Raw genomic sequence first — 17,911 nt, 5'->3', positions numbered from 1 at the left:
TCCGTGCGATAGACCGACGATATTCGCAACGATTGCCCGACCTTGCCGACGCCTGCCCCTTCCCGTTTCAGCCTGTTCGCGGCGGGCATGGCCGCATTCTGCGTCTATTTCGCGATGTACGGCTTTCGCAAACCGGTGATGGCGGTCGGTTTCGCCGATCAGGCGGCGCTGTGGCCGGCGCTCGATTACAAGGCGACGCTGATCCTCGCGCAGGCGATCGGCTATGCCCTGTCGAAGATGCTGGGGGTGAAGGTCGTCGCCGAACATGCGACCGGCGCGCGGGCCCGGCTGATCCTCGCGCTGGTTGCGACAGCATGGGTGGCGTTGCTGGGCTTCGCGATCCTGCCGCCGCGGTTCGGGCCGGTCTGCCTGTTCCTCAACGGGCTGCCGCTCGGCATGATCTGGGGGCTGGTGTTCAGCTATCTGGAGGGGCGGCGGGTGTCGGAGATGCTGGCGGCGATGCTGACCGCCAGCTTCATCCTGTCGTCGGGCGCGACCAAGACGGCGGGGGCGCTGCTGGTGCAGCACGGACTGTCGCCCTTCTGGATGCCGGCGGTCACCGGGCTGCTGTTCGCGCCGATCCTGATCGTCGCGCTGATCGTGCTGGCCCGCACCCCGCCGCCCGATGCCGCCGACCGCGCGGCGCGGGGCACGCGGGTGGCGATGGATGGTGCGGCGCGCCTTGCCTATGTCCGCGCCCACGCCCTGCCGCTGACGCTGCTGATCCTCGGCTACACGCTGCTGACGGGCCTGCGCGATTTCCGCGACAATTTCGCCGCCGAGATCTGGGGCGACCTTGGCAACGGTGCGCCGGCCGCGATCTTTTCGATCACCGAAGTGCCGGTGACCGTCGTCGTGCTGATCGGCATGGCGCTGCTGGCCAAGATCCGCGGCAATCTGCGCGCGCTGCTGGCGATCCATGGCGCGATCCTGTTCGGCGCGGTCGCGCTGGGCGGGGCGACCCTGCTGTTCCGGCTGGGGTGGATCGGGCCGGTCGCGTGGACGGTGTGGATCGGGATCGGCATCTACAGCGCCTATGCGCCGTTCAGTGCGGTGCTGTTCGACCGGATGATGGCGCTGGGCCAGTCGCCGGGCAATGCCGGCTTCCTGATCTATCTGGCCGATTCGTTCGGCTATGCCGGCAGCGTCGCGTTGCTGCTGCTGCGCGAGCTGGCCGACGATCGCGCGCCGTGGCTGGGGTTCTTCACCGGCGCAACGCTGGCCACCGCGCTGGTGTTAATTTGCGGCGCATGCCTGTCGGGACTGTGGTTCTGGCGGCGATTTTCGGCCGATACGTGATGATATCACGTTGATCTTGGCACTCGTTCCACAAGTATCGCCGATCTGAACGTCATTTTCATCATCCGTCACACACCCGTCATCAAGATCCGCCAAAGGCGCAGCGGGGGCCGGGAACCGGCCGGGACACGGCGGCACGTCCGCCAGGGGAGACATCATGAAGTTCATCACGGGTGCGGCGATCCTCGCGATCGCGGCGGGGACGACGCACGCCCATGCGCAGACGGCCCCGGCCGATGCGACGACGACCGAAGTGTCGGGCGGCACGCAGGACGAAGCGCGCAGCGGCGGCGAGATCGTCGTGACCGGCCGCGCCACGACCTTCGCCAACACGCAGGTGACCGAGCCGATGCTCGATCGCCAGTCGGCGCTGACCAGCGTCAACGACGTCATCAAGGAACTGCCCGGCGTGTTCGTGGCCGAGGGCGACGCCTTCGGTTCGTCCGACTGGGCGACGTCGATCAGCATTCGCGGGTTCAGCTCGGGCGGCGGCGGCGGTCAGCAGATCGGCTCGACCATCGACGGCCTGCCCAATGGTGGCTCGGGCTATGGCGGCGGATCGCGCGCCAACCGCTATCTCGACGTGCTGAACCTGAAGACGGTGATCGTGTCGCAGGGCACCGCCGACATCTCGTCGCGGTCGAACGAGGCGCTGGGCGCGACGCTCGACTATGTCACGACCGATCCGGCGCGCGACACCCGCTATCGCTTCACGCTGGCGGGCGGTGATTTCGGTGCGCGCAAGCTGTATGGCCGCGTCGATACCGGCCAGTTCGCCGGCGACACCCGCGCCTTCGTCAGCGCCTCGACGTCGCGCGTCAAGGACTGGATCGGCGGATCGGGCGAAACCCGCCGCGACCATGTCGATGCGAAGATCGTGAGCAACATCGACCGGGTCAAGCTGACCGGCTGGGTCAGCTATGACGATGCCGACGAAGCCGAATTCGGATCGGTCAGCCCGGAGATGTTCGCCAACGATCCGAACCACGATGCCTATACCGACAACTGGACCGGCATCCCCTATATCGATCAGGGCTATCGCTCGACCTCGCGCGCGTTGCGCCGCAATTTCTTCGGCTATCTGCGCGGCGAGACCGATCTGGGCGACGTGCAGCTGTCGGGCACCGCCTATTACCACCGGATGCGCGGGCGCGGCGATTTCGCGCCCCCCTATCTGGTCGATGTCCGCAACGACGGCCTCGGCAATCCCGAGAGCGAATTCACGGGCAGCCTGCCGACCGTGATCGGCGGCGGCAATCTGGGTCGCTATTATTTCGTCACCCCGACCGGCGCGAAGGCGACGTTCGTGACCGGCTGCACCGGCACGGCGGCGATCCCGGCGGTGTATGCGCCGAGCTGCTATGCGGCGGGATCGACCCCGGTCATGTCCTATCGCCACACCCATTATGAGAATGATCGCGGCGGGCTGACCGCCGATGCGGCATGGACGCATGATTTCGGCGGGGTTCAGAACACGCTGCGTGGCGGTTTGTGGTGGGAACGCGGCCGCGCCAACCAACTGCGCGACTGGCACAAGATCACCAATGCGCTGGTCGGCCCGGCGTTCGACGGCAAGCCGTACTACCAGCAGTTCAGCACCGATTATGGCCTCGACGAGATCATGTATTATGTCGAGGACGCGGTGACCTTCGGGCCGTTGACCGCGCGGTTCGGCGTGAAGCAGTTCTTCCTAGACCAGCGTCGCGCCGAATTGCTCAACGACCGTACCGTGACCGAACTGAATTCGAACAGCCGCCCGCTAATCTCGACCGGCATCGTCTATCACGCGCCGATCGACGGGCTGGAAGCGTTCGCCGGCTATTCGCAGAATTTCGCCGCGATCGGCAACGGGCCGCTCGGCGAACCGCGCGAGGTGATCGACCGGATCAAGCCCGAAACCGCCAACAACATCGAAATCGGCGCGCGCTATTCGACGCCGCGCGTCAAGGCGTCGCTGACCGCCTATGACATCAAGTTCGACAACCGCATCCAGTCGATTTCGGCCAACCTGGTCACCGGCATCGATTATCTGGAGGAGCAGGACAGCGTCTATCTGAACGTCGGCGGCATCAAGAGCCGGGGGATCGAGGCGGCGCTCGCCTATCGCGTGACGCAGGGGCTGACCCTGTCGGGCAACTATACCTATAACCACGCGACCTATATCGGCACCGGCAATGCCGCGCAGGACGCCGATATCGGCGTGACGCCGGGGCGGCAGGTCATCAATTCCCCGCGCAACATGTGGGTCGCGGCGGCCGATTATACGCGCGGCGTGTTCAAGATCGGTGGAGCGGCCAAGTTCGTCGGCGATCGCTTCATCGGCAGCGACGGCACCGCCACCGCACCCGGCTTCACCACCGTCGACGCCTATGCCGGCGTCGATCTGGGCGAAGTGAATGCGGTCATGAAGGGCATGGCGCTGACGGTACAGGCGACCAACCTCGCCGATCGCCGGTATCTGGCCGGGGCCGATGGCGGGTCGGCGTTCCTTGGCACGCCGCGGACCGTGACGGCGGCGTTGACGTTCGATTTCTGACGTTACCCCGTCATCCCCGCGCAGGCAGGGATCCATTGCCGCTGACGTTTCGCATTGATCCGCTACGCCGGCGTATATGGGTCCCCGCCTGCGCGGGGACGACAATGAAATAACGAGGACCCCATGGTCGACCTGTCGCGCCGCAAGCTCCTGTCCACCAGTGCCGCCCTTGCCGGGGCAGCGGCGTTGCCCGCGTCGATCGCGCGTGCGGCGACGATCGGCCCCGACCGGCGCAGCGGCACCATCGCCGATGTCGAGCACGTCGTGATCCTCGCCCAGGAAAATCGCGGCTTCGACCATTATTTCGGTACGTTGCGCGGCGTACGGGGCTTTGCCGACCGCTTCCCCATTCCCACGCCCGCCGGCACCGTCTGGCAACAGACCGACCGGACCGGCACCGATGGCCCGCGGATCGTCAGCCCCTTCCACCTCGACACCGCGCGGCAGTTCGACCTGATGCGGATGGAGGGCACGCCGCATAGCTGGCCCGATGCCCAGCGCGCGTGGGACGAGGGCCGCATGGCGCATTGGCCCGAGGCCAAGCATCCGCGCGCCATGGGGCACTACCGGCGCAGCGACATCCCGTTCCAGTTCGCGCTGGCCGAGGCGTTCACGATCTGCGACGCCTATCACTGCGCGGTCCAGACCGGGACCAACACCAACCGCCTGTTCCTGTGGAGCGGCACCAACGACCCCGCCGGCCGGCATGGCGGCCCGGCGATCGGCAATTCGCACGACAATTTCGTCGAACAGGGCGGCGCGGCCGATCCCTATCGCTGGACGACGACGGTCGAGCGGTTGCAGGCGGCGGGCGTCGACTGGCGCATCTATCAGGACATGGACGACAATTTCACCGATAACCCGCTCGCCGGCTTCGCGGCGTTCCGCGACGCCCATGCCGGGCACGGCGATGCGGTGCTGAAGGACCGCGCGCTGACCACACGCGGGCCGGACCTGCTGAAGGCCGATGTTCTCGCCGGACGGTTACCGCAGGTGTCGTACGTGATCGCCACCGCCGCCGGTTCCGAACATCCCGGCCCCTCCAGCCCGGCGCAGGGCGCGGACTATACCGCCCGCGTGCTCGACGCGCTGACCGCCGATCCGAAAGTGTGGGCGCGCACGGTGCTGCTGGTGATGTTCGACGAAAATGACGGGTTCTTCGACCATATGCCGCCCCCCGCCCCACCCGCGCGCGGCGCGGACGGCACGGTGTTCGGCGGATCGAGCATCGACCTGACCGGCGAATATCACGACGTGCCGAGCAGCGGCGATGCCGCGATCGACCTCCCCGCCTATCGCGGTCGCCCTTATGGCCTCGGGCCGCGCGTGCCGCTCTATGTCGTCTCGCCATGGAGCCGGGGCGGCTGGGTCAATTCCCAGACGTTCGACCACACGTCGGTGATCCGCTTTCTGGAGACGCGCTTCGGCATCCACGAACCCAATATCTCCGCGTGGCGGCGCGCGATCTGCGGTGACCTGACCTCCGCGTTCGACTTTACCGCGACCGACGCGGCAACGCCGGTGCTGCCCGATCCCGCCGGCGATGCGCGGCGGGCGGCGGCGATCAAGGGGCAGGTCACCCCCGATGCACCGGTGGCCAGCGCGCCGTGGCAGGAAAGCGGCATCCGCCGGTCGCGCGCCCTGCCCTATCGACTGGACGTGACCGAGCGCGGCGATGCGACCGGCCTCAATCTGCGCTTTGCCGCCGATGGCGCGGGCGCGGTCTTCCATGTCTATGACCGCCAAGCGCTCGACCAGCCGCCGCGCCGCTACAGCGTGGGTGCCGGCGACCGGATCGATGGGCATTGGCCCTATGCCGCCGATGGCGGCTATGACCTGTGGGTGCTGGGGCCTAACGGATTTCATCGCCAGTTCGTCGGACACCGCGGCGATCCGGCGATGGCGATCGCGTGGAGCCTGTCCGATGCCGGGCCAACGCTGCGCGTCGGCACCGCGCCGGGGCTGCGCGCTCGTCGCCTGACGCCGGGCGGCGGTGCGTCGGAGGAGGCGCTGCCCGCCGGGCGGCATCGCTGGTCGCTGGACGGCGCGCTCGGCTGGTATGACGTGACGCTGTCGAGCAGCGCCGCCCCCGGCTGGCGCCGCCGCATCGCCGGGCGGCACGATCGGGCGGGGCGTGCCAGCAGCAGCGATCCGTTCGTCAAAGGGCTTGGGCTGGGCTGAAACGGCATGATCGGCAGTCCTGCCGTCTGCTGCGATTCCTACCAGGTCTTTGGGAAATGGCGCACCCGAAGGGATTCGAACCCCTGGCCTCTGCCTTCGGAGGGCAGCGCTCTATCCAGCTGAGCTACGGGTGCTTGGCCGTGGAGGCTGCGACTAGCAAAGCTTTGCCGGCATGGCCAGCCGTTTTCAGGCGGTCGTCGCCTTTTGCACCGGCGGCGGGGTTTTCGGGCGGAAGGCGCAGAGGTCGGCGACCGGGCAGCGCCAGCATTCGGGGCGGCGTGCCTTGCAGATATAACGGCCGTGCAGGATCAGCCAGTGATGCGCGTGCAGCCGGAACGGCGCGGGGACCACCCGTTCCAGCACCGCTTCGACCGCGTTCGGCGTCTTGCCGCGCGCAAGGCCGGTGCGGTTGCCAACGCGAAAAATATGGGTGTCGACCGCGAACGTCTCGTGCCCGAAGGCGACATTCATCACCACGTTCGCCGTTTTCCGGCCCACGCCGGGCAGTTTTTCCAGCGCATCGCGGTCTTCGGGAACTTGTCCGGCATGGTCGGCGATCAGCGCTTCGCTCAGGGCGATGACGTTCTTTGCCTTGGTATTGAACAGGCCGATGGTGCGGATGTGATGTTTCAGGCCATCGAGGCCGAGCGCGACCATCTTGCCGGGCGTGTCGACCTGCGCGAACAGCGCCCGTGTCGCCTTGTTCACGCCGGCGTCGGTCGCCTGCGCCGACAGCACGACCGCGACCAGCAACGTATAGTCGTTGACCGATTCGAGCTCGGTTTCGGGGTGCGGATTGTCCTCTGCCAACCGGCGGAAGAATTCGAAAACATCCGCCTTCTTCAAACGCCGAGTACCGCATCCATCGTGTAGCGGCCGGCAGGCGCACTCGCCAGCCATAGTGCCGCGCGGACCGCGCCGCGGGCGAACAGCGCACGGTCGTCGGCACGGTGGCCGAGTTCGATCCGTTCGCCCTCACCCGCGAAGACGACCTGATGATCGCCGACGATGGTGCCGCCGCGCAGCGCGGCGAAACCGATCGTGCCGCCAGCTCGGGCACCGACCAGTCCGGCACGACCGATGACGCCGCTATCGGCCAGCGTCGTCCCCAGCCCTTCCGCCGCGGCATCGCCCAGCATCAGCGCGGTACCCGACGGAGCGTCGACCTTCAGCCGGTGATGGCTCTCGACGATTTCGATGTCCCAGTCGGGACCAAGGCGGCTGGCGGCGTCGCGCACGAGCCGCGACAGCAGCGCGATGCCGAACGAGGTATTGCCGGTCTGCAGCACCGCGATGTCGCGCGCAGCATCGTCGATCATCGCATGATGCCGTTCGGTAAGGCCGGTGGTGCCGATGACGATCGGCGTCGCAGCAGCGCGAGAAGCGGCCAGATTACCCTCCAGCGCGACCGGCGCGGAGAAATCGACCAGCACATCGGCGCCTGCGGCAAGCTCGACCGGATCGCCCCCCTGATCGACGCCGCCGGCAAGGGTTTCGCCCAACCGTTCGATCTCCAGCGCGATCGCGCGCCCCATCCGGCCCTGCCAACCGAAGATACCGATGCTGGTCACTGATCCCCGCCCGCTAGCGTCCGGCTGGCCGCCCGATCGCGCCCCCGACCAGTAGCGCAATGGCCCCATGACCGGCGATGTGCAAGCGATTGCGCGGCGCCGCGCGTTCCGGTTCGACGATTGAATGATTCAGCGTTGGACCGACGCGATCGGTGCTTCGGCGTATTTCGGGTCGGCCGGATCGAATTCAGGCTGCGGAACGAACGTGCGCGAGGTCAACGCGACATTACCCAGCCCGGCCAGCTTGAACGTGCCGATCTTGAAGACCTTTGGCGCGCTGCCCGCACGTTCGACGGTGACCGCATCGACATGGAGGTCGCCATGCTTGGTCCACAGCATATGCGGCGCGAGCAGCATGTCCATGTTGTTATAGCGCACCGACAGGCAGATGCGCTGCATCAGCGCAAAGCGAATGATATCGCTCAGCGTTGCGCGCTGTTCCTCGGCCACGCTGTCGTTCGCGGCATGAACGTCCGACTCGGATACGGCATCGTTGTGCATCGCAGCATTTAGTAGTGATTGTAACTGCCAGCAGCAAGGGGGCTGGCATCATCCATTCGCTCGACGCGCCCGGATGAGCAGTGAATCGACGCGCACGGGAAGCGTATGATCCGGCGATCAGGACGGCAGCAACGGACCATCGGCACGCTACCGGGCACAACCCAGGGTAACATTGCGATTTTGTACGCAGTTTTGTGAGCAGACCAATACCTTGGTATCATCAGCACCGGTTTCCTCCCGCGCCGCAATCGGCTAGGCGCGGATCAATAATGGGAAATCTATTCATCGTCATGGCCGGCGGGGCGCTGGGGTCAGGCCTTCGCTATCTGTTCGGTCGCTTCGCTACCGCTTCGTTCGGCCCCGACTATCCATGGGGTACGCTGGGCGTGAACCTGATCGGCGGGCTGGCGATGGGGTTGTTGACCGGCCTGCTCGTGCGCAGCGGCGGCAGCGAGCCGGTGCGGCTGGCGGTCGGTGTGGGCGTGCTGGGTGGCTTTACGACCTTCTCGGCGTTTTCGCTCGACATGGTGACGATGATCGAACGCGGCGCGATGGCCAGCGCGCTGGGATATGTACTGGTGTCGGTGATCGGCGCGGGCATCGCGCTGTTCGTCGGGCTGCAACTGACACGGGGTGCGGCATGAGCGAGAACGACGTCCGGCAATTCACGGTCGGAGCCGATGACGACGGCATCCGGCTCGACCGCTGGTTCAAGCGGCATCTGCCCGATACCAGCTTCAACATCGTGTCGCGCTGGGCGCGGACCGGGCAGTTGCGCATCGATGGCGGGCGGGCACAGCCCGGCGCGCGGCTGGCCGCAGGACAGGTGCTGCGGGTGCCGCCGCCCGAATCAGCGATCGTCGCCCAGCCCAAGGCGAAGGCCGAACGCCCCCCGCTATCCGCGGAACAGATCGAACTGGCGCAGTCGCTGGTGATCCACCGCGACAAGCAGGCGATCGTCCTGAACAAGCCGCCGGGTCTGGCGACGCAGGGCGGGACGAAGACCCACGACCATGTCGACGGGCTGCTCGACGCGTTGCAGTTCGACGGCGAAAGCCGGCCGAAGCTGGTCCACCGGCTGGACAAGGACACGTCGGGCGCGCTGCTGATCGCGCGGACGGCGCGGGCGGCGGCGTTCTTCGCCAAGTCCTTTTCGGGGCGGACCGCGAAGAAGGTGTATTGGGCGTTGATCGTCGGCATCCCCGATATCTCCGACGGGATCGTCGACCTGCCGATCGCCAAGCAGCCCGGCACGGGCGGCGAGAAGATGCATGTCGACGAGGACGAGGGCCAGCCGGCGCGGTCGCGGTACCGCGTGATCGAACGGGTCGGCAACCGTGCCGCCTGGGTCGAACTGCAACCCTTTACCGGGCGCACCCACCAGTTGCGCGTGCATATGGCCGCGATCGGCCATCCGATCGTCGGCGACGGCAAATATGGCGGACAGGCCGCGTTCCTGACCGGCGGGGTCAGCCGCAAGATGCACCTGCACGCACGGCGCATCCGCATCGATCATCCCGATGGCGGCAAGGTCGACGTCACCGCCGAACTGCCCGATCATTTCGCCGAGAGCATCGACCTGCTGGGGTTCGACATGAGCCTGGGCAATGCGATGATCGACGATACGCCGCCGCCCGTCACCAAGGCCGATCTGAAGGCCAAGGCGAAGGCGCATGCCAAGACCTATCGCAAGGAACGGCGGGGTGAGCGTCGCTCCCGGGGATCGCGCGACTGATGCATCCCGACCGGGCCTTTCGGATGGCCGACGATGCCGCACGGACGTTCGTGCGAGACGAAGGGTTCGGCGTGCTGTTCGTCGGCACGCCCGACGGACCGCGTGCGGCGCAGGTGCCGGTGGTAATGACCACGCATGGCGCGCTGCGGTTTCATGTCGCGCGTTCCAACGCGGTGACCGCACATCTGGAGGGAGCGACCGTGCTGTTCGTTGTGCAGGGGCCGCACGCCTATATCTCGCCGCGCTGGTACGAAGCCGGGCCGGACGAGGTGCCGACCTGGAACTACCTGTCCGTCGAGGTCGAGGGCGTGGTGCGCGCGATCGATCGTGCCGCGTTGCGCGAACAGATCGACGCGCTCGCCGCGACCTATGAACGCGCGCCGCAATGGGCGGTCGACCAGATCGATCCGGGGAAGGCCGATGCGATGCTGGCCGCGATCACCGGGTTCGAACTGGTGCCGACCGCGTGGCGGGGCACGGCCAAGCTGAACCAGAACAAGCCGGTCGAGGTGCGCGCCCGCGTGGCGGCGGCGCTGGGCAACCATCCGCTGGCACCATGGATGCGGGCAGCATGACCCGGTTGGCCGTATTCGACTGCGACGGAACGCTGGCCGATGGGCAGGCGAACATCTGTACCGCGATGGCGCTGGCCTTTGCCGACGCGGGACTGGCCGCGCCCGATTCGCGGCAGGTGCGCCGCATCGTCGGGCTGAGCCTGCCGCAGGCGGTGGCGCGGCTGGTACCCCATAGCTCGGCCGACCTGCACGAGGCGGTGGCGGAGGGGTATAAGCAGCATTTCCGGGCGATGCGCACCGACGGGCGATTGCAGGACGAGCCGTTGTTTCCGGGCATCGTCGAAACGCTGGTGACGTTGCTGGATGGCGGCTGGCAACTGGGCGTCGCGACCGGCAAGTCGGATCGTGGCTTGCGACTGCTGCTGGCGCATCACCGGATCGACCACTATTTCGTGACGCTTCAGACCGCCGATCGCCACCCGTCCAAACCGCATCCGGCGATGCTGCAGGCGGCGATGGCCGAGGTTGGCGCTGCACGGGAGACAACCGCGATGATCGGCGACACCGGGTACGACATGGCGATGGCGCGGACAGCCGGCGTGCGGGCGATCGGCGTCGAATGGGGCTATCACCCGCCGCACGAACTGACCGCCGCCGGGGCCGACCGGCTGTGCGACGATGCGTCCCTGCTCCCCGCCCTGCTGGACCTGCCATGACCCCTGATCCCGTCGCGCGCAATCGCTGGCTGATTCTGGTCGCCATCCGCATCGTCACCGCAATGGGGGCGGTGTTCGGCGTGATCGTGCTGGCGCGGGCACCCGATACCGGCATGCGCGTGCTGGGCGTCGCGATCGTGCTGTCGGCGCTGTATGCGATGGCAGTGGTGCCGCGCGGGCTGGCCGCGAAATGGCGAAGCCGGTGAGGCGGTTCTGGAAGACCGTCGCGGTTTCACCGCAGGGCGAGATCGCGCTCGACGGACGGCTGGTGCGGACGCCGGGACGATTGCCGCTGGTCGTGCCCTATCCGGAACTGGCGAAGGCGATCGCGCAGGAATGGCGCAATGTCGGCGAGACGGTCGATCCACGCGCGATGCCGCTGACCGGCCTTGCCAACGCCGCGATCGAACGGGTCGCGGCCGATCCGGCGGGCTTTGCCGGCGGACTGGCGGTTTATGGCGGCAGCGACCTGCTCTGCTATCGCGGCGAGGCACCACTGGCCGAACGACAGGCGGCGGCATGGAATCCGGTGCTCGACTGGGCGCGCAAGCGGTTCGACGTGACCTTCGTCGTCACCGACGGCGTGATGCCGGTCGAACAGCCGCCGCGCACGCTGGCGCGGGTGCGCGAGGCGGTGGTCGCATTTTCGCCATGGGAGCTGGCGCCGCTGTCGCCGATCGTTGGCCTGACCGGCTCGCTGCTGCTCGGGCTGGCGCTGATCGAGCGGGCGATCGATGCCGATACCGCATGGACGGCGGCGCATGTCGACGAGGATTGGCAGGCCGAGCAATGGGGCGAGGATGCGCTGGCCGCCGAAACCCGCGCAGTCCGCGCGGCGGAGTATCGCGCGGCGGTGCGGTTCCTCGACCTTATCCGTCGCGGACCGGACCGCACGACCCGCCAATCCTAAGCGACAGGGTGGCGGTGAGCGCGGCATCGGCAGCGGTGCCTTCGATCCGGTCGATCAGCCGTTCGGTCACGGCACCGGCCATGTCGGCGATCGGACGATGGACGGTAGTCAGCGCCGGGGTCAGCATCCGCGCGAGGATGCTGCCGTCGAAGCCGATCACCGACAGGTCGCCCGGCACCGATACGGCCATGCCCGCCGCGACCTTCAGCACCGCCGCCGCCATCACGTCGTTGGCGGCGAAGATCGCGGTCGGGCGCGGCCGGGCGGTGAGCAGTGCTTGCGCCGCCGTCACCCCGGCGTCGAACCCGTAATCGCCCTCCGCCTCGCCCGACAGTGCGATGCAGTGCGCGGCGAGGCCATCGACGAACCCCGCCCGCCGTTCGCAGGCCGAATGGGCAGATGCGGGGCCGGACAGCAGCGCGATGCGGCAATGACCGAGCGCGACCAGGTGGTCGGCGACGGTGCGTGCCGCGCCGCGTTCGTCAGATACCAGCACCGCGTCATACCCCGACAGCGCGACCGAGGATAACGCCACCGCCGGCACGCCGGCCAGCGCATCGGCCAGCCCGGCCAGTCCCGACACCGGCGGCACGACGACCACGCCATCGACCCGCGAGCGGCGCACGAAATCGAGGACGTCGGCCGCCGGATCGCCCGCGATGGCGACCGGATGGACGACCAGTTCATAGCCACGCGCTGCCGCCGCGCCGACCATGCCGCGTTGCAGGGGGTCGAGCACCAGCGCATTGCGATCGTTATGGACCAGCCCGAGCAGATAGGAGCGCCCGGTCGCCAACCCGCGCGCCCGCGCGCTGGGACGGAAATTCAGCCCGGTGATCACCGCCTCGACTGCTTCACGGGTGACGGCATTGACCAGCGGCGATCGGTTGAGAACGCGCGACACGGTACGGATCGATACCCCCGCGCGGGCGGCAACGTCGGCGATGGTGGTACCGGCGAGCGGTCTGGTCACCGGCGTCAGACGCGGAGTCGCCGGACGACCAGTCCGCGAAGCTCCGGCGCGACCATCACGTCGCGCACCGTCGGGCGGCTGACCGCGAACGCCTCGGCAAGACCACGTTTACCGGGCAGGCGCGTACCGACCGGATGGCGCCCCTGGTCGATCGCAGCGGCGATGGCGGTCAAAACCCACCGGTAGAGCTTGTCGCTGCGCTGCTTCATCGCGAGGACCGATCCCATAGCCGTCCGCTTGTTACAATAGGCTGCGCTCAGCCGGCGGCTGCGTGGGCGATGCCCAGTTCCAGCCCGCGCAATTCCGCCAGCCCCCGCATCCGCCCGAGCAGCGAATAGCCCGGATTGGTCCGCCGCCCGAGATCGTCGAGCATCTGGTGGCCGTGGTCGGGCCGCATCGGGATGCTGCGCCCTTCGCTGCGTGACACTTCATGTACCGCCGCGACTACGGCGGCCATATCGGCATCGCCGCGCAGATGCTCGGCCTCGTGAAACGCGCTGTCGCCGCCTTCGCGATCGACCGAACGCAGATGGAGAAAGCCGATGCGTTCGCCCAGTCGGCGGACCATGCCGGGCAGGTCGTTGTCGGCGCGCACCCCGAACGATCCGGTGCACAGGCACAAGCCGTTCGAGGGGTTGGGCACCGCATCGAACAGCGCCGCGACGTCGCGCTCGGTGCTGACGACGCGGGGCAGACCGAAGATCGGGAACGGCGGATCGTCCGGGTGGACGACCAGTCGGATGCCAAGGTCGTCGGCATAGGGACACACGGCTTCGAGAAATGCGGTCAGATTGTCGCGCAGCACACCGGCATCGATCCCGGCATAGCTGGCGATGGCGTCGCGGAATTGCGCCGAGGTGAAGCTTTCCTCCGCCCCCGGCAGACCGGCGAGGATCGTCGCCTCCAGCGCGCTGCGCGCCGCATCGTCCATTGCCGCAAACCGCCGCGCGGCGGCATCGACCAGTGCCGGGCGATAGTCCTGCGGGGCACCGGGGCGCTTCAGGATATGGATGTCGTATGCCGCGACCGCTTCCCATTCGAAGCGCAGCGCCCGGGCACCATCGGGCAGCGGCCACGCCAGATCGGTGCGCGTCCAGTCGAGCAAAGGCATGAAATTATAGGTAACGACGGTGATGCCTTCCGCCGCCAGATTGGTCAGGCTCTGCCGATAGGCGTCGATGTACCGGTCCCAGCCGGGGCCGCGCCTCTTCAGATCGTCATGGACCGGCAGGCTTTCCACCACGCTCCAGCCAAGGCCGGCATCCGCGATCATCGCCCGGCGCGCGGCGATCGCTTCGCGCGGCCAGACGGATCCGTTGGGAATGTCGTGCAACGCGGTGACGACCTCGGTCGCCCCCGCCTGGCGAATGGCGGCCAGCGTCACGGGGTCGGACGGCCCGAACCACCGCATCGTCTGTGTCATCAGCAAATCGCTACCCTCCCCGCTTTGCGAACCCGGATACGGGTTTCGCCAACGAACCTAGGGCAGTGCGATCGACCTTGCCAGTGCGCAAGATTGGTCAGCCCAGTCCGATCGTCGCGGTTTTTCGGGTCATCGCGCGGCGGTCGGCATTGGCGTAAGCGCCCGGCGGATTACCGCTTGGTCGCGAACACTCCAGAACATATATTGAACGGATGGCGCAACTTGATACCCGGCAGAAACTGGCAATCCTGGCCGATGCCGCCAAATATGATGCGTCATGCGCGTCGTCGGGCACCGCCAAGCGCAATTCACGCGACGGCAAGGGGATCGGATCGACCGAGGGCATGGGCATCTGCCACGCCTATGCCCCCGATGGCCGCTGTATCTCGCTGTTGAAGATCCTGCTGACCAACAGCTGCATTTTCGACTGTCATTATTGCATCAACCGCAAATCGTCGAACGTCCGCCGCGCGCGCTTCACCGCGCAGGAGGTCGTCGCGCTGACGCTCAGCTTCTACCGCCGCAATTATATCGAAGGACTGTTCCTGTCGTCGGGGATCATCGGATCGTCCAACTATACGATGGAGCAGATCGTCGAGGTCGCAAGGTCGCTGCGCGAGGACCACGACTTTCGCGGCTATATCCATCTGAAGACCATTCCCGACGCCGATCCCGAGCTGGTCCATCTGGCGGGCGTCCATGCCGACCGGGTTTCGATCAATGTCGAGCTGCCGACGGTCGGCGGATTGAAACGGCTTGCCCCCGAAAAGTCCGCACCGCAGATCGAGGGGGCGATGAAGGACGTCGCCCATGCGATCGCGGACGGTCGCGATGCGCGCAAACGCTATAAATCCGCGCCGAAATTCGCGCCGGCGGGACAATCGACGCAGATGATCGTCGGGGCGGATGCCGCGACCGATCGCGATATCGTCGGCAAGGCGGCGACGCTGTACGACCGGTTCGCACTGCGCCGCGTCTATTATTCGGCGTTCAGCCCGATCCCGGAGGCATCGGCCGTCCTGCCGCTGCAACGCCCGCCATTGATGCGCGAACATAGGCTGTACCAGTCGGACTGGCTGATGCGCTTCTACGACTATCGCCCCGACGAAGTGCGTGCCGCCACCGATGATGCGACGGGGATGCTGCCGCTCGATATCGATCCCAAGCTGGCATGGGCCTTGAAGTTCCGCGACCGCTTTCCGGTCGATGTGAACCGGGCACCGCGCGAAATGCTGCTACGCGTGCCAGGGCTGGGCGTGAAGGCGGTGGGCGCGATCCTGACCGCGCGGCGGTGGCGGCGGCTGTCGCTGGCCGATGTCGCGCGGCTGACGGTTTCGGTCGCCAAGCTTCGCCCGTTCATCATCGCCGATGACTGGCGACCGGTGGTGCTGGCCGATCGCGCCGAATTGCGCCCGGTGGTGGCACCCAGGAAGACCGACCAGCTAGAGCTGTTCGCCTGACGCTGAAAACCGCTCGCAAGAGAAACCTCCGCCGATGGTCGCCGTTGGTCTGGTCGAACCACCCGAAGGAAATTCCCATGGCCGACGCCCGCATCTATGCCGATCTGAAGGCCGATCACGACCGGCACCGCGACCTGCTCCAGCGGATCGATGCCGCGAGCGGCGACGAGCGCGCCGGCTTGTTCGAGGAGTTCCGCGTCGAGGTATCGGCCCATGCCGCGGCCGAGGAAGAGGCGCTGTACGCGACGATGCTCGCCAATCCCGACCTGCGCGACGAGGCGCGGCATTCGGTGTCGGAGCATAAGGAAATCGACGATTATCTTGGCGAGATTTCCAAGCTCGATCCCGCCGGCAACGAATGGAACCAGCGCTTCGCCGAAATGCGGCATCGTTACGAACATCATATCGACGAAGAAGAGGAAGAGATGTTTCCCGCCGCCGCCAAGGAATTGAGCGACGAAGAGGAAGCGCGCATCGCGACGGTGTTCGAAACGCGCAAGCCCAAGGAACTGGAGATCGCCGAATCGTCCGAAGCAGGCGACGACCGCGACTGATGCGCGTTGCGGCGCTGGCGGCGGCGGATGATTTCGACGGGTGGCGCGACGCCGCCAGGTCGCTCGCTGCCCAGCGTGTCGCACCGTCGGAGGTGGTGTGGCAGGTCGGCGACCTGCCCACCGACCTGTTCGGCGACGAGGCGATCGTCGACAGCAACGCCCCCGCCCCCCGCGTCCCCCGCGCCTTCATCGATCTGGCGCGGACGGTGGCGATGCACGCCGACCCGGCACGGTTCGCGCTGCTCTATGCGATGCTCACCCGCCTGATCGCCGAACCGCGGCTCATCGACGACAAGGCCGATCCGGCGATGCGGCGGCTGGAGGAAATGGCGAAGGCGGTCCGGCGCGACATCCACAAGATGCGTGCGTTCCTGCGGTTTCGCGAGATGGCGGAGGCCGACGATACCCGCTTCGTCGCATGGTTCGAGCCGGAACATCATATCGTCCGCCACAATGCGCGGTTCTTCGTCGACCGCTTCGCGGCGATGCGCTGGTCGATCCTGACGCCCGACCTTTCGGTGCATTGGGACGGCGAGACGCTGACGCAGGGGCCGGGCGCGACCAAGGCGGATGCGCCGACCGGCGATCCGGTCGAGGAAGTCTGGAAGACCTATTACGCATCGATCTTCAATCCCGCGCGGCTGAAGAAGGGCGCGATGTTGAAGGAGATGCCGCGCAAATATTGGAAGAACATGCCCGAAACCGCGCTGGTCCCGGCGTTGATCGCGGGGGCACAGGCACGCGAGGCGGCAATGATCGAGACGGCACGAACGGCCCCCGGCGGCAACAGTGTGGCGGCATGGGCTGCCCTTCGCGACGAGGCGGCGGGCTGCCAGCGCTGCCCGCTATGGCAGCCCGCCACGCAGACGGTGTTCGGCGAAGGACCGGTCGATGCCGCGATGATGGTGGTCGGCGAACAGCCGGGCGATCAGGAGGATTTGGCCGGGCGACCGTTCGTCGGGCCGGCGGGGCAGGTATTCGACCGGGCGATGGCCGAGGCGGAGATCGACCGGTCGCGCGTCTATGTCACCAACGCCGTCAAGCATTTCAAGTTCGAACCGCGTGGCAAGCGGCGCATCCATGCCAAGCCGGGCGTGGGCGAGATCGATGCCTGCCGGTGGTGGATCGAACAGGAGCGCGGCATCCTGCGTCCGCGCATGACGGTGGCGCTGGGCGCGACGGCGGCACGGTCGCTGACCGGCAAGACGGTGACGATATCGCGTGAGCGCGGGCGGGTGCTGACGTTGGCCGACGGCAGCTCGGCGTGGATTACGGTGCATCCGAGCTATCTGCTGCGGTTACCGGATAAAGTGCAGGCGGAGGAAGAGTTTGCGCGGTTCGTCGAGGACCTGAAGGGGGCGCAGGCGGCGATGGCCTGACGCCAAAGGTCACAAAGGTCACACTTGCCGCGTATTTGGTTCGGGTTCGGAATTTGGTTCACGCGAAGGCGCGGAGACGCGAAGAAGATCGTTTTCGCGCGGAGACGCGGAGGGTTGGGAGCTGGCGGCTGCAGCATTCCCGGCGGAGCCCTTCCCCT

18 protein-coding genes and 1 tRNA gene are annotated in these 17,911 nt (G+C 67.2%); 12 read left to right on the top strand and 7 right to left on the bottom strand.

From position 1 onward, the window contains the following. The first annotated feature begins 42 nt into the window (after window positions 1-42). The 3 genes from ASE90_RS16595 (at window position 43) to ASE90_RS16585 (ending at window position 6,016) form a co-directional block, all read left to right on the top strand. The gene (locus tag ASE90_RS16595) at window positions 43-1,299 is read left to right on the top strand and encodes a DUF5690 family protein (protein WP_235531890.1); all 1,257 of its coding nucleotides are present in this window, start codon (window positions 43-45) and stop codon (window positions 1,297-1,299) included. A gap of 157 nt (window positions 1,300-1,456) precedes the next feature. Continuing rightward, window positions 1,457-3,835, top strand: a complete 2,379-nt coding sequence (locus tag ASE90_RS16590; protein WP_056003407.1) for a TonB-dependent receptor domain-containing protein — start codon at window positions 1,457-1,459, stop codon at window positions 3,833-3,835. Window positions 3,836-3,958: 123 nt separating this feature from the next. Then, window positions 3,959-6,016, top strand: a complete 2,058-nt coding sequence (locus ASE90_RS16585) for a phosphocholine-specific phospholipase C (protein WP_056003403.1) — start codon at window positions 3,959-3,961, stop codon at window positions 6,014-6,016. A gap of 57 nt (window positions 6,017-6,073) precedes the next feature. Here the strand turns inward: ASE90_RS16585 and ASE90_RS16580 are convergent. The 4 genes from ASE90_RS16580 to ASE90_RS16565 all read right to left on the bottom strand — a co-directional run bounded on the left by ASE90_RS16580 (window position 6,074) and on the right by ASE90_RS16565 (window position 8,088). Further along, window positions 6,074-6,150: transfer RNA gene (locus ASE90_RS16580), tRNA-Arg, on the bottom strand. A gap of 52 nt (window positions 6,151-6,202) precedes the next feature. Then, on the bottom strand, window positions 6,203-6,862 hold the full coding sequence (nth, locus tag ASE90_RS16575) for an endonuclease III (RefSeq protein WP_056003401.1): 660 nt from the start codon (window positions 6,860-6,862) through the stop codon (window positions 6,203-6,205). Next, window positions 6,859-7,587 carry a 4-hydroxy-tetrahydrodipicolinate reductase gene (gene dapB / locus ASE90_RS16570; RefSeq protein ID WP_056003399.1) on the bottom strand — a complete coding sequence of 243 codons (729 nt, stop codon included), beginning with the start codon at window positions 7,585-7,587 and terminating at the stop codon, window positions 6,859-6,861. Before dapB ends, nth begins: the two co-directional genes overlap by 4 nt. A gap of 129 nt (window positions 7,588-7,716) precedes the next feature. Further along, complete coding sequence (locus ASE90_RS16565) at window positions 7,717-8,088, bottom strand: hypothetical protein (protein WP_235531889.1); 372 nt, start codon at window positions 8,086-8,088, stop codon at window positions 7,717-7,719. Window positions 8,089-8,357: 269 nt separating this feature from the next. Here ASE90_RS16565 and crcB point away from each other — a divergent pair, with 269 nt between their 5' ends. The 6 genes from crcB to ASE90_RS16535 are packed head-to-tail and all read left to right on the top strand — an operon-like array spanning window position 8,358 to window position 11,964. Then, entirely contained in the window at window positions 8,358-8,732 is a 375-nt protein-coding gene (crcB, locus tag ASE90_RS16560) for a fluoride efflux transporter CrcB (RefSeq protein WP_056003397.1), read from the top strand. Beyond that, the gene (locus tag ASE90_RS16555; protein WP_056003394.1) at window positions 8,729-9,823 is read left to right on the top strand and encodes an RluA family pseudouridine synthase; all 1,095 of its coding nucleotides are present in this window, start codon (window positions 8,729-8,731) and stop codon (window positions 9,821-9,823) included. The genes crcB and ASE90_RS16555 overlap by 4 nt, the downstream gene beginning before the upstream one ends. 23 nt (window positions 9,824-9,846) lie before the next feature. After that, window positions 9,847-10,398, top strand: coding sequence for an FMN-binding negative transcriptional regulator (locus ASE90_RS16550; protein ID WP_235531888.1), 552 nt, complete (start codon window positions 9,847-9,849; stop codon window positions 10,396-10,398). Beyond that, a complete protein-coding gene (locus tag ASE90_RS16545) occupies window positions 10,395-11,054 on the top strand; it encodes an HAD-IA family hydrolase (RefSeq protein ID WP_056003625.1) in 660 nt (219 codons plus the stop codon). The genes ASE90_RS16550 and ASE90_RS16545 overlap by 4 nt, the downstream gene beginning before the upstream one ends. Further along, window positions 11,051-11,260 (top strand): hypothetical protein, encoded by a 210-nt coding sequence (locus ASE90_RS16540; RefSeq protein WP_056003389.1) that lies wholly within the window; start codon window positions 11,051-11,053, stop codon window positions 11,258-11,260. The genes ASE90_RS16545 and ASE90_RS16540 overlap by 4 nt, the downstream gene beginning before the upstream one ends. Beyond that, window positions 11,257-11,964: an ATP12 family chaperone protein gene (locus tag ASE90_RS16535; protein WP_056003622.1), complete on the top strand. Its 708-nt coding sequence runs from the start codon at window positions 11,257-11,259 to the stop codon at window positions 11,962-11,964. Before ASE90_RS16540 ends, ASE90_RS16535 begins: the two co-directional genes overlap by 4 nt. Here the strand turns inward: ASE90_RS16535 and ASE90_RS16530 are convergent. Genes ASE90_RS16530 through uxuA form a run of 3 tightly spaced genes read right to left on the bottom strand, consistent with a single transcriptional unit; the run spans window position 11,924 to window position 14,360 of the window. Continuing rightward, window positions 11,924-12,937: a LacI family DNA-binding transcriptional regulator gene (locus tag ASE90_RS16530; protein ID WP_235531887.1), complete on the bottom strand. Its 1,014-nt coding sequence runs from the start codon at window positions 12,935-12,937 to the stop codon at window positions 11,924-11,926. The genes ASE90_RS16535 and ASE90_RS16530 overlap by 41 nt on opposite strands. A 5-nt stretch (window positions 12,938-12,942) precedes the next feature. After that, window positions 12,943-13,146 (bottom strand): GntR family transcriptional regulator, encoded by a 204-nt coding sequence (locus tag ASE90_RS16525; protein WP_162235109.1) that lies wholly within the window; start codon window positions 13,144-13,146, stop codon window positions 12,943-12,945. 47 nt (window positions 13,147-13,193) lie between these two features. Beyond that, the gene (gene uxuA, locus ASE90_RS16520) at window positions 13,194-14,360 is read right to left on the bottom strand and encodes a mannonate dehydratase (protein WP_056003380.1); all 1,167 of its coding nucleotides are present in this window, start codon (window positions 14,358-14,360) and stop codon (window positions 13,194-13,196) included. Window positions 14,361-14,572: 212 nt separating this feature from the next. Here uxuA and ASE90_RS16515 point away from each other — a divergent pair, with 212 nt between their 5' ends. The 3 genes from ASE90_RS16515 (at window position 14,573) to ASE90_RS16505 (ending at window position 17,753) form a co-directional block, all read left to right on the top strand. After that, entirely contained in the window at window positions 14,573-15,820 is a 1,248-nt protein-coding gene (locus ASE90_RS16515; protein ID WP_056003377.1) for a putative DNA modification/repair radical SAM protein, read from the top strand. A 77-nt stretch (window positions 15,821-15,897) separates the two neighbouring features. Beyond that, complete coding sequence (locus tag ASE90_RS16510; protein ID WP_056003374.1) at window positions 15,898-16,374, top strand: hemerythrin domain-containing protein; 477 nt, start codon at window positions 15,898-15,900, stop codon at window positions 16,372-16,374. Then, entirely contained in the window at window positions 16,374-17,753 is a 1,380-nt protein-coding gene (locus tag ASE90_RS16505) for a UdgX family uracil-DNA binding protein (protein ID WP_056003371.1), read from the top strand. The genes ASE90_RS16510 and ASE90_RS16505 overlap by 1 nt, the downstream gene beginning before the upstream one ends. Window positions 17,754-17,911: the final 158 nt, after the last annotated feature.

Origin of the sequence: Sphingomonas sp. Leaf67, from assembly GCF_001421965.1 — a bacterium.
Taxonomy (GTDB): domain Bacteria; phylum Pseudomonadota; class Alphaproteobacteria; order Sphingomonadales; family Sphingomonadaceae; genus Sphingomonas.
The sequence above is the reverse complement of the archived record's forward strand: the minus strand, read 5'-3'. Positions and strand labels throughout refer to the sequence as shown.

Coding starts and splice junctions, on each gene's coding strand:
- ASE90_RS16585 (WP_056003403.1), top strand. CDS start 3,959: ATGGTCGACCTGTCGCGCCGCAAGCTCCTGTCCACCAGTGCCGCCCTT.
- ASE90_RS16510 (WP_056003374.1), top strand. CDS start 15,898: ATGGCCGACGCCCGCATCTATGCCGATCTGAAGGCCGATCACGACCGG.
- ASE90_RS16525 (WP_162235109.1), bottom strand. CDS start 13,146: ATGAAGCAGCGCAGCGACAAGCTCTACCGGTGGGTTTTGACCGCCATC.
- ASE90_RS16555 (WP_056003394.1), top strand. CDS start 8,729: ATGAGCGAGAACGACGTCCGGCAATTCACGGTCGGAGCCGATGACGAC.
- ASE90_RS16515 (WP_056003377.1), top strand. CDS start 14,573: ATGGCGCAACTTGATACCCGGCAGAAACTGGCAATCCTGGCCGATGCC.
- ASE90_RS16565 (WP_235531889.1), bottom strand. CDS start 8,088: ATGCACAACGATGCCGTATCCGAGTCGGACGTTCATGCCGCGAACGAC.
- ASE90_RS16545 (WP_056003625.1), top strand. CDS start 10,395: ATGACCCGGTTGGCCGTATTCGACTGCGACGGAACGCTGGCCGATGGG.
- ASE90_RS16590 (WP_056003407.1), top strand. CDS start 1,457: ATGAAGTTCATCACGGGTGCGGCGATCCTCGCGATCGCGGCGGGGACG.
- ASE90_RS16550 (WP_235531888.1), top strand. CDS start 9,847: ATGGCCGACGATGCCGCACGGACGTTCGTGCGAGACGAAGGGTTCGGC.
- ASE90_RS16540 (WP_056003389.1), top strand. CDS start 11,051: ATGACCCCTGATCCCGTCGCGCGCAATCGCTGGCTGATTCTGGTCGCC.
- ASE90_RS16505 (WP_056003371.1), top strand. CDS start 16,374: ATGCGCGTTGCGGCGCTGGCGGCGGCGGATGATTTCGACGGGTGGCGC.
- crcB (WP_056003397.1), top strand. CDS start 8,358: ATGGGAAATCTATTCATCGTCATGGCCGGCGGGGCGCTGGGGTCAGGC.
- uxuA (WP_056003380.1), bottom strand. CDS start 14,360: ATGACACAGACGATGCGGTGGTTCGGGCCGTCCGACCCCGTGACGCTG.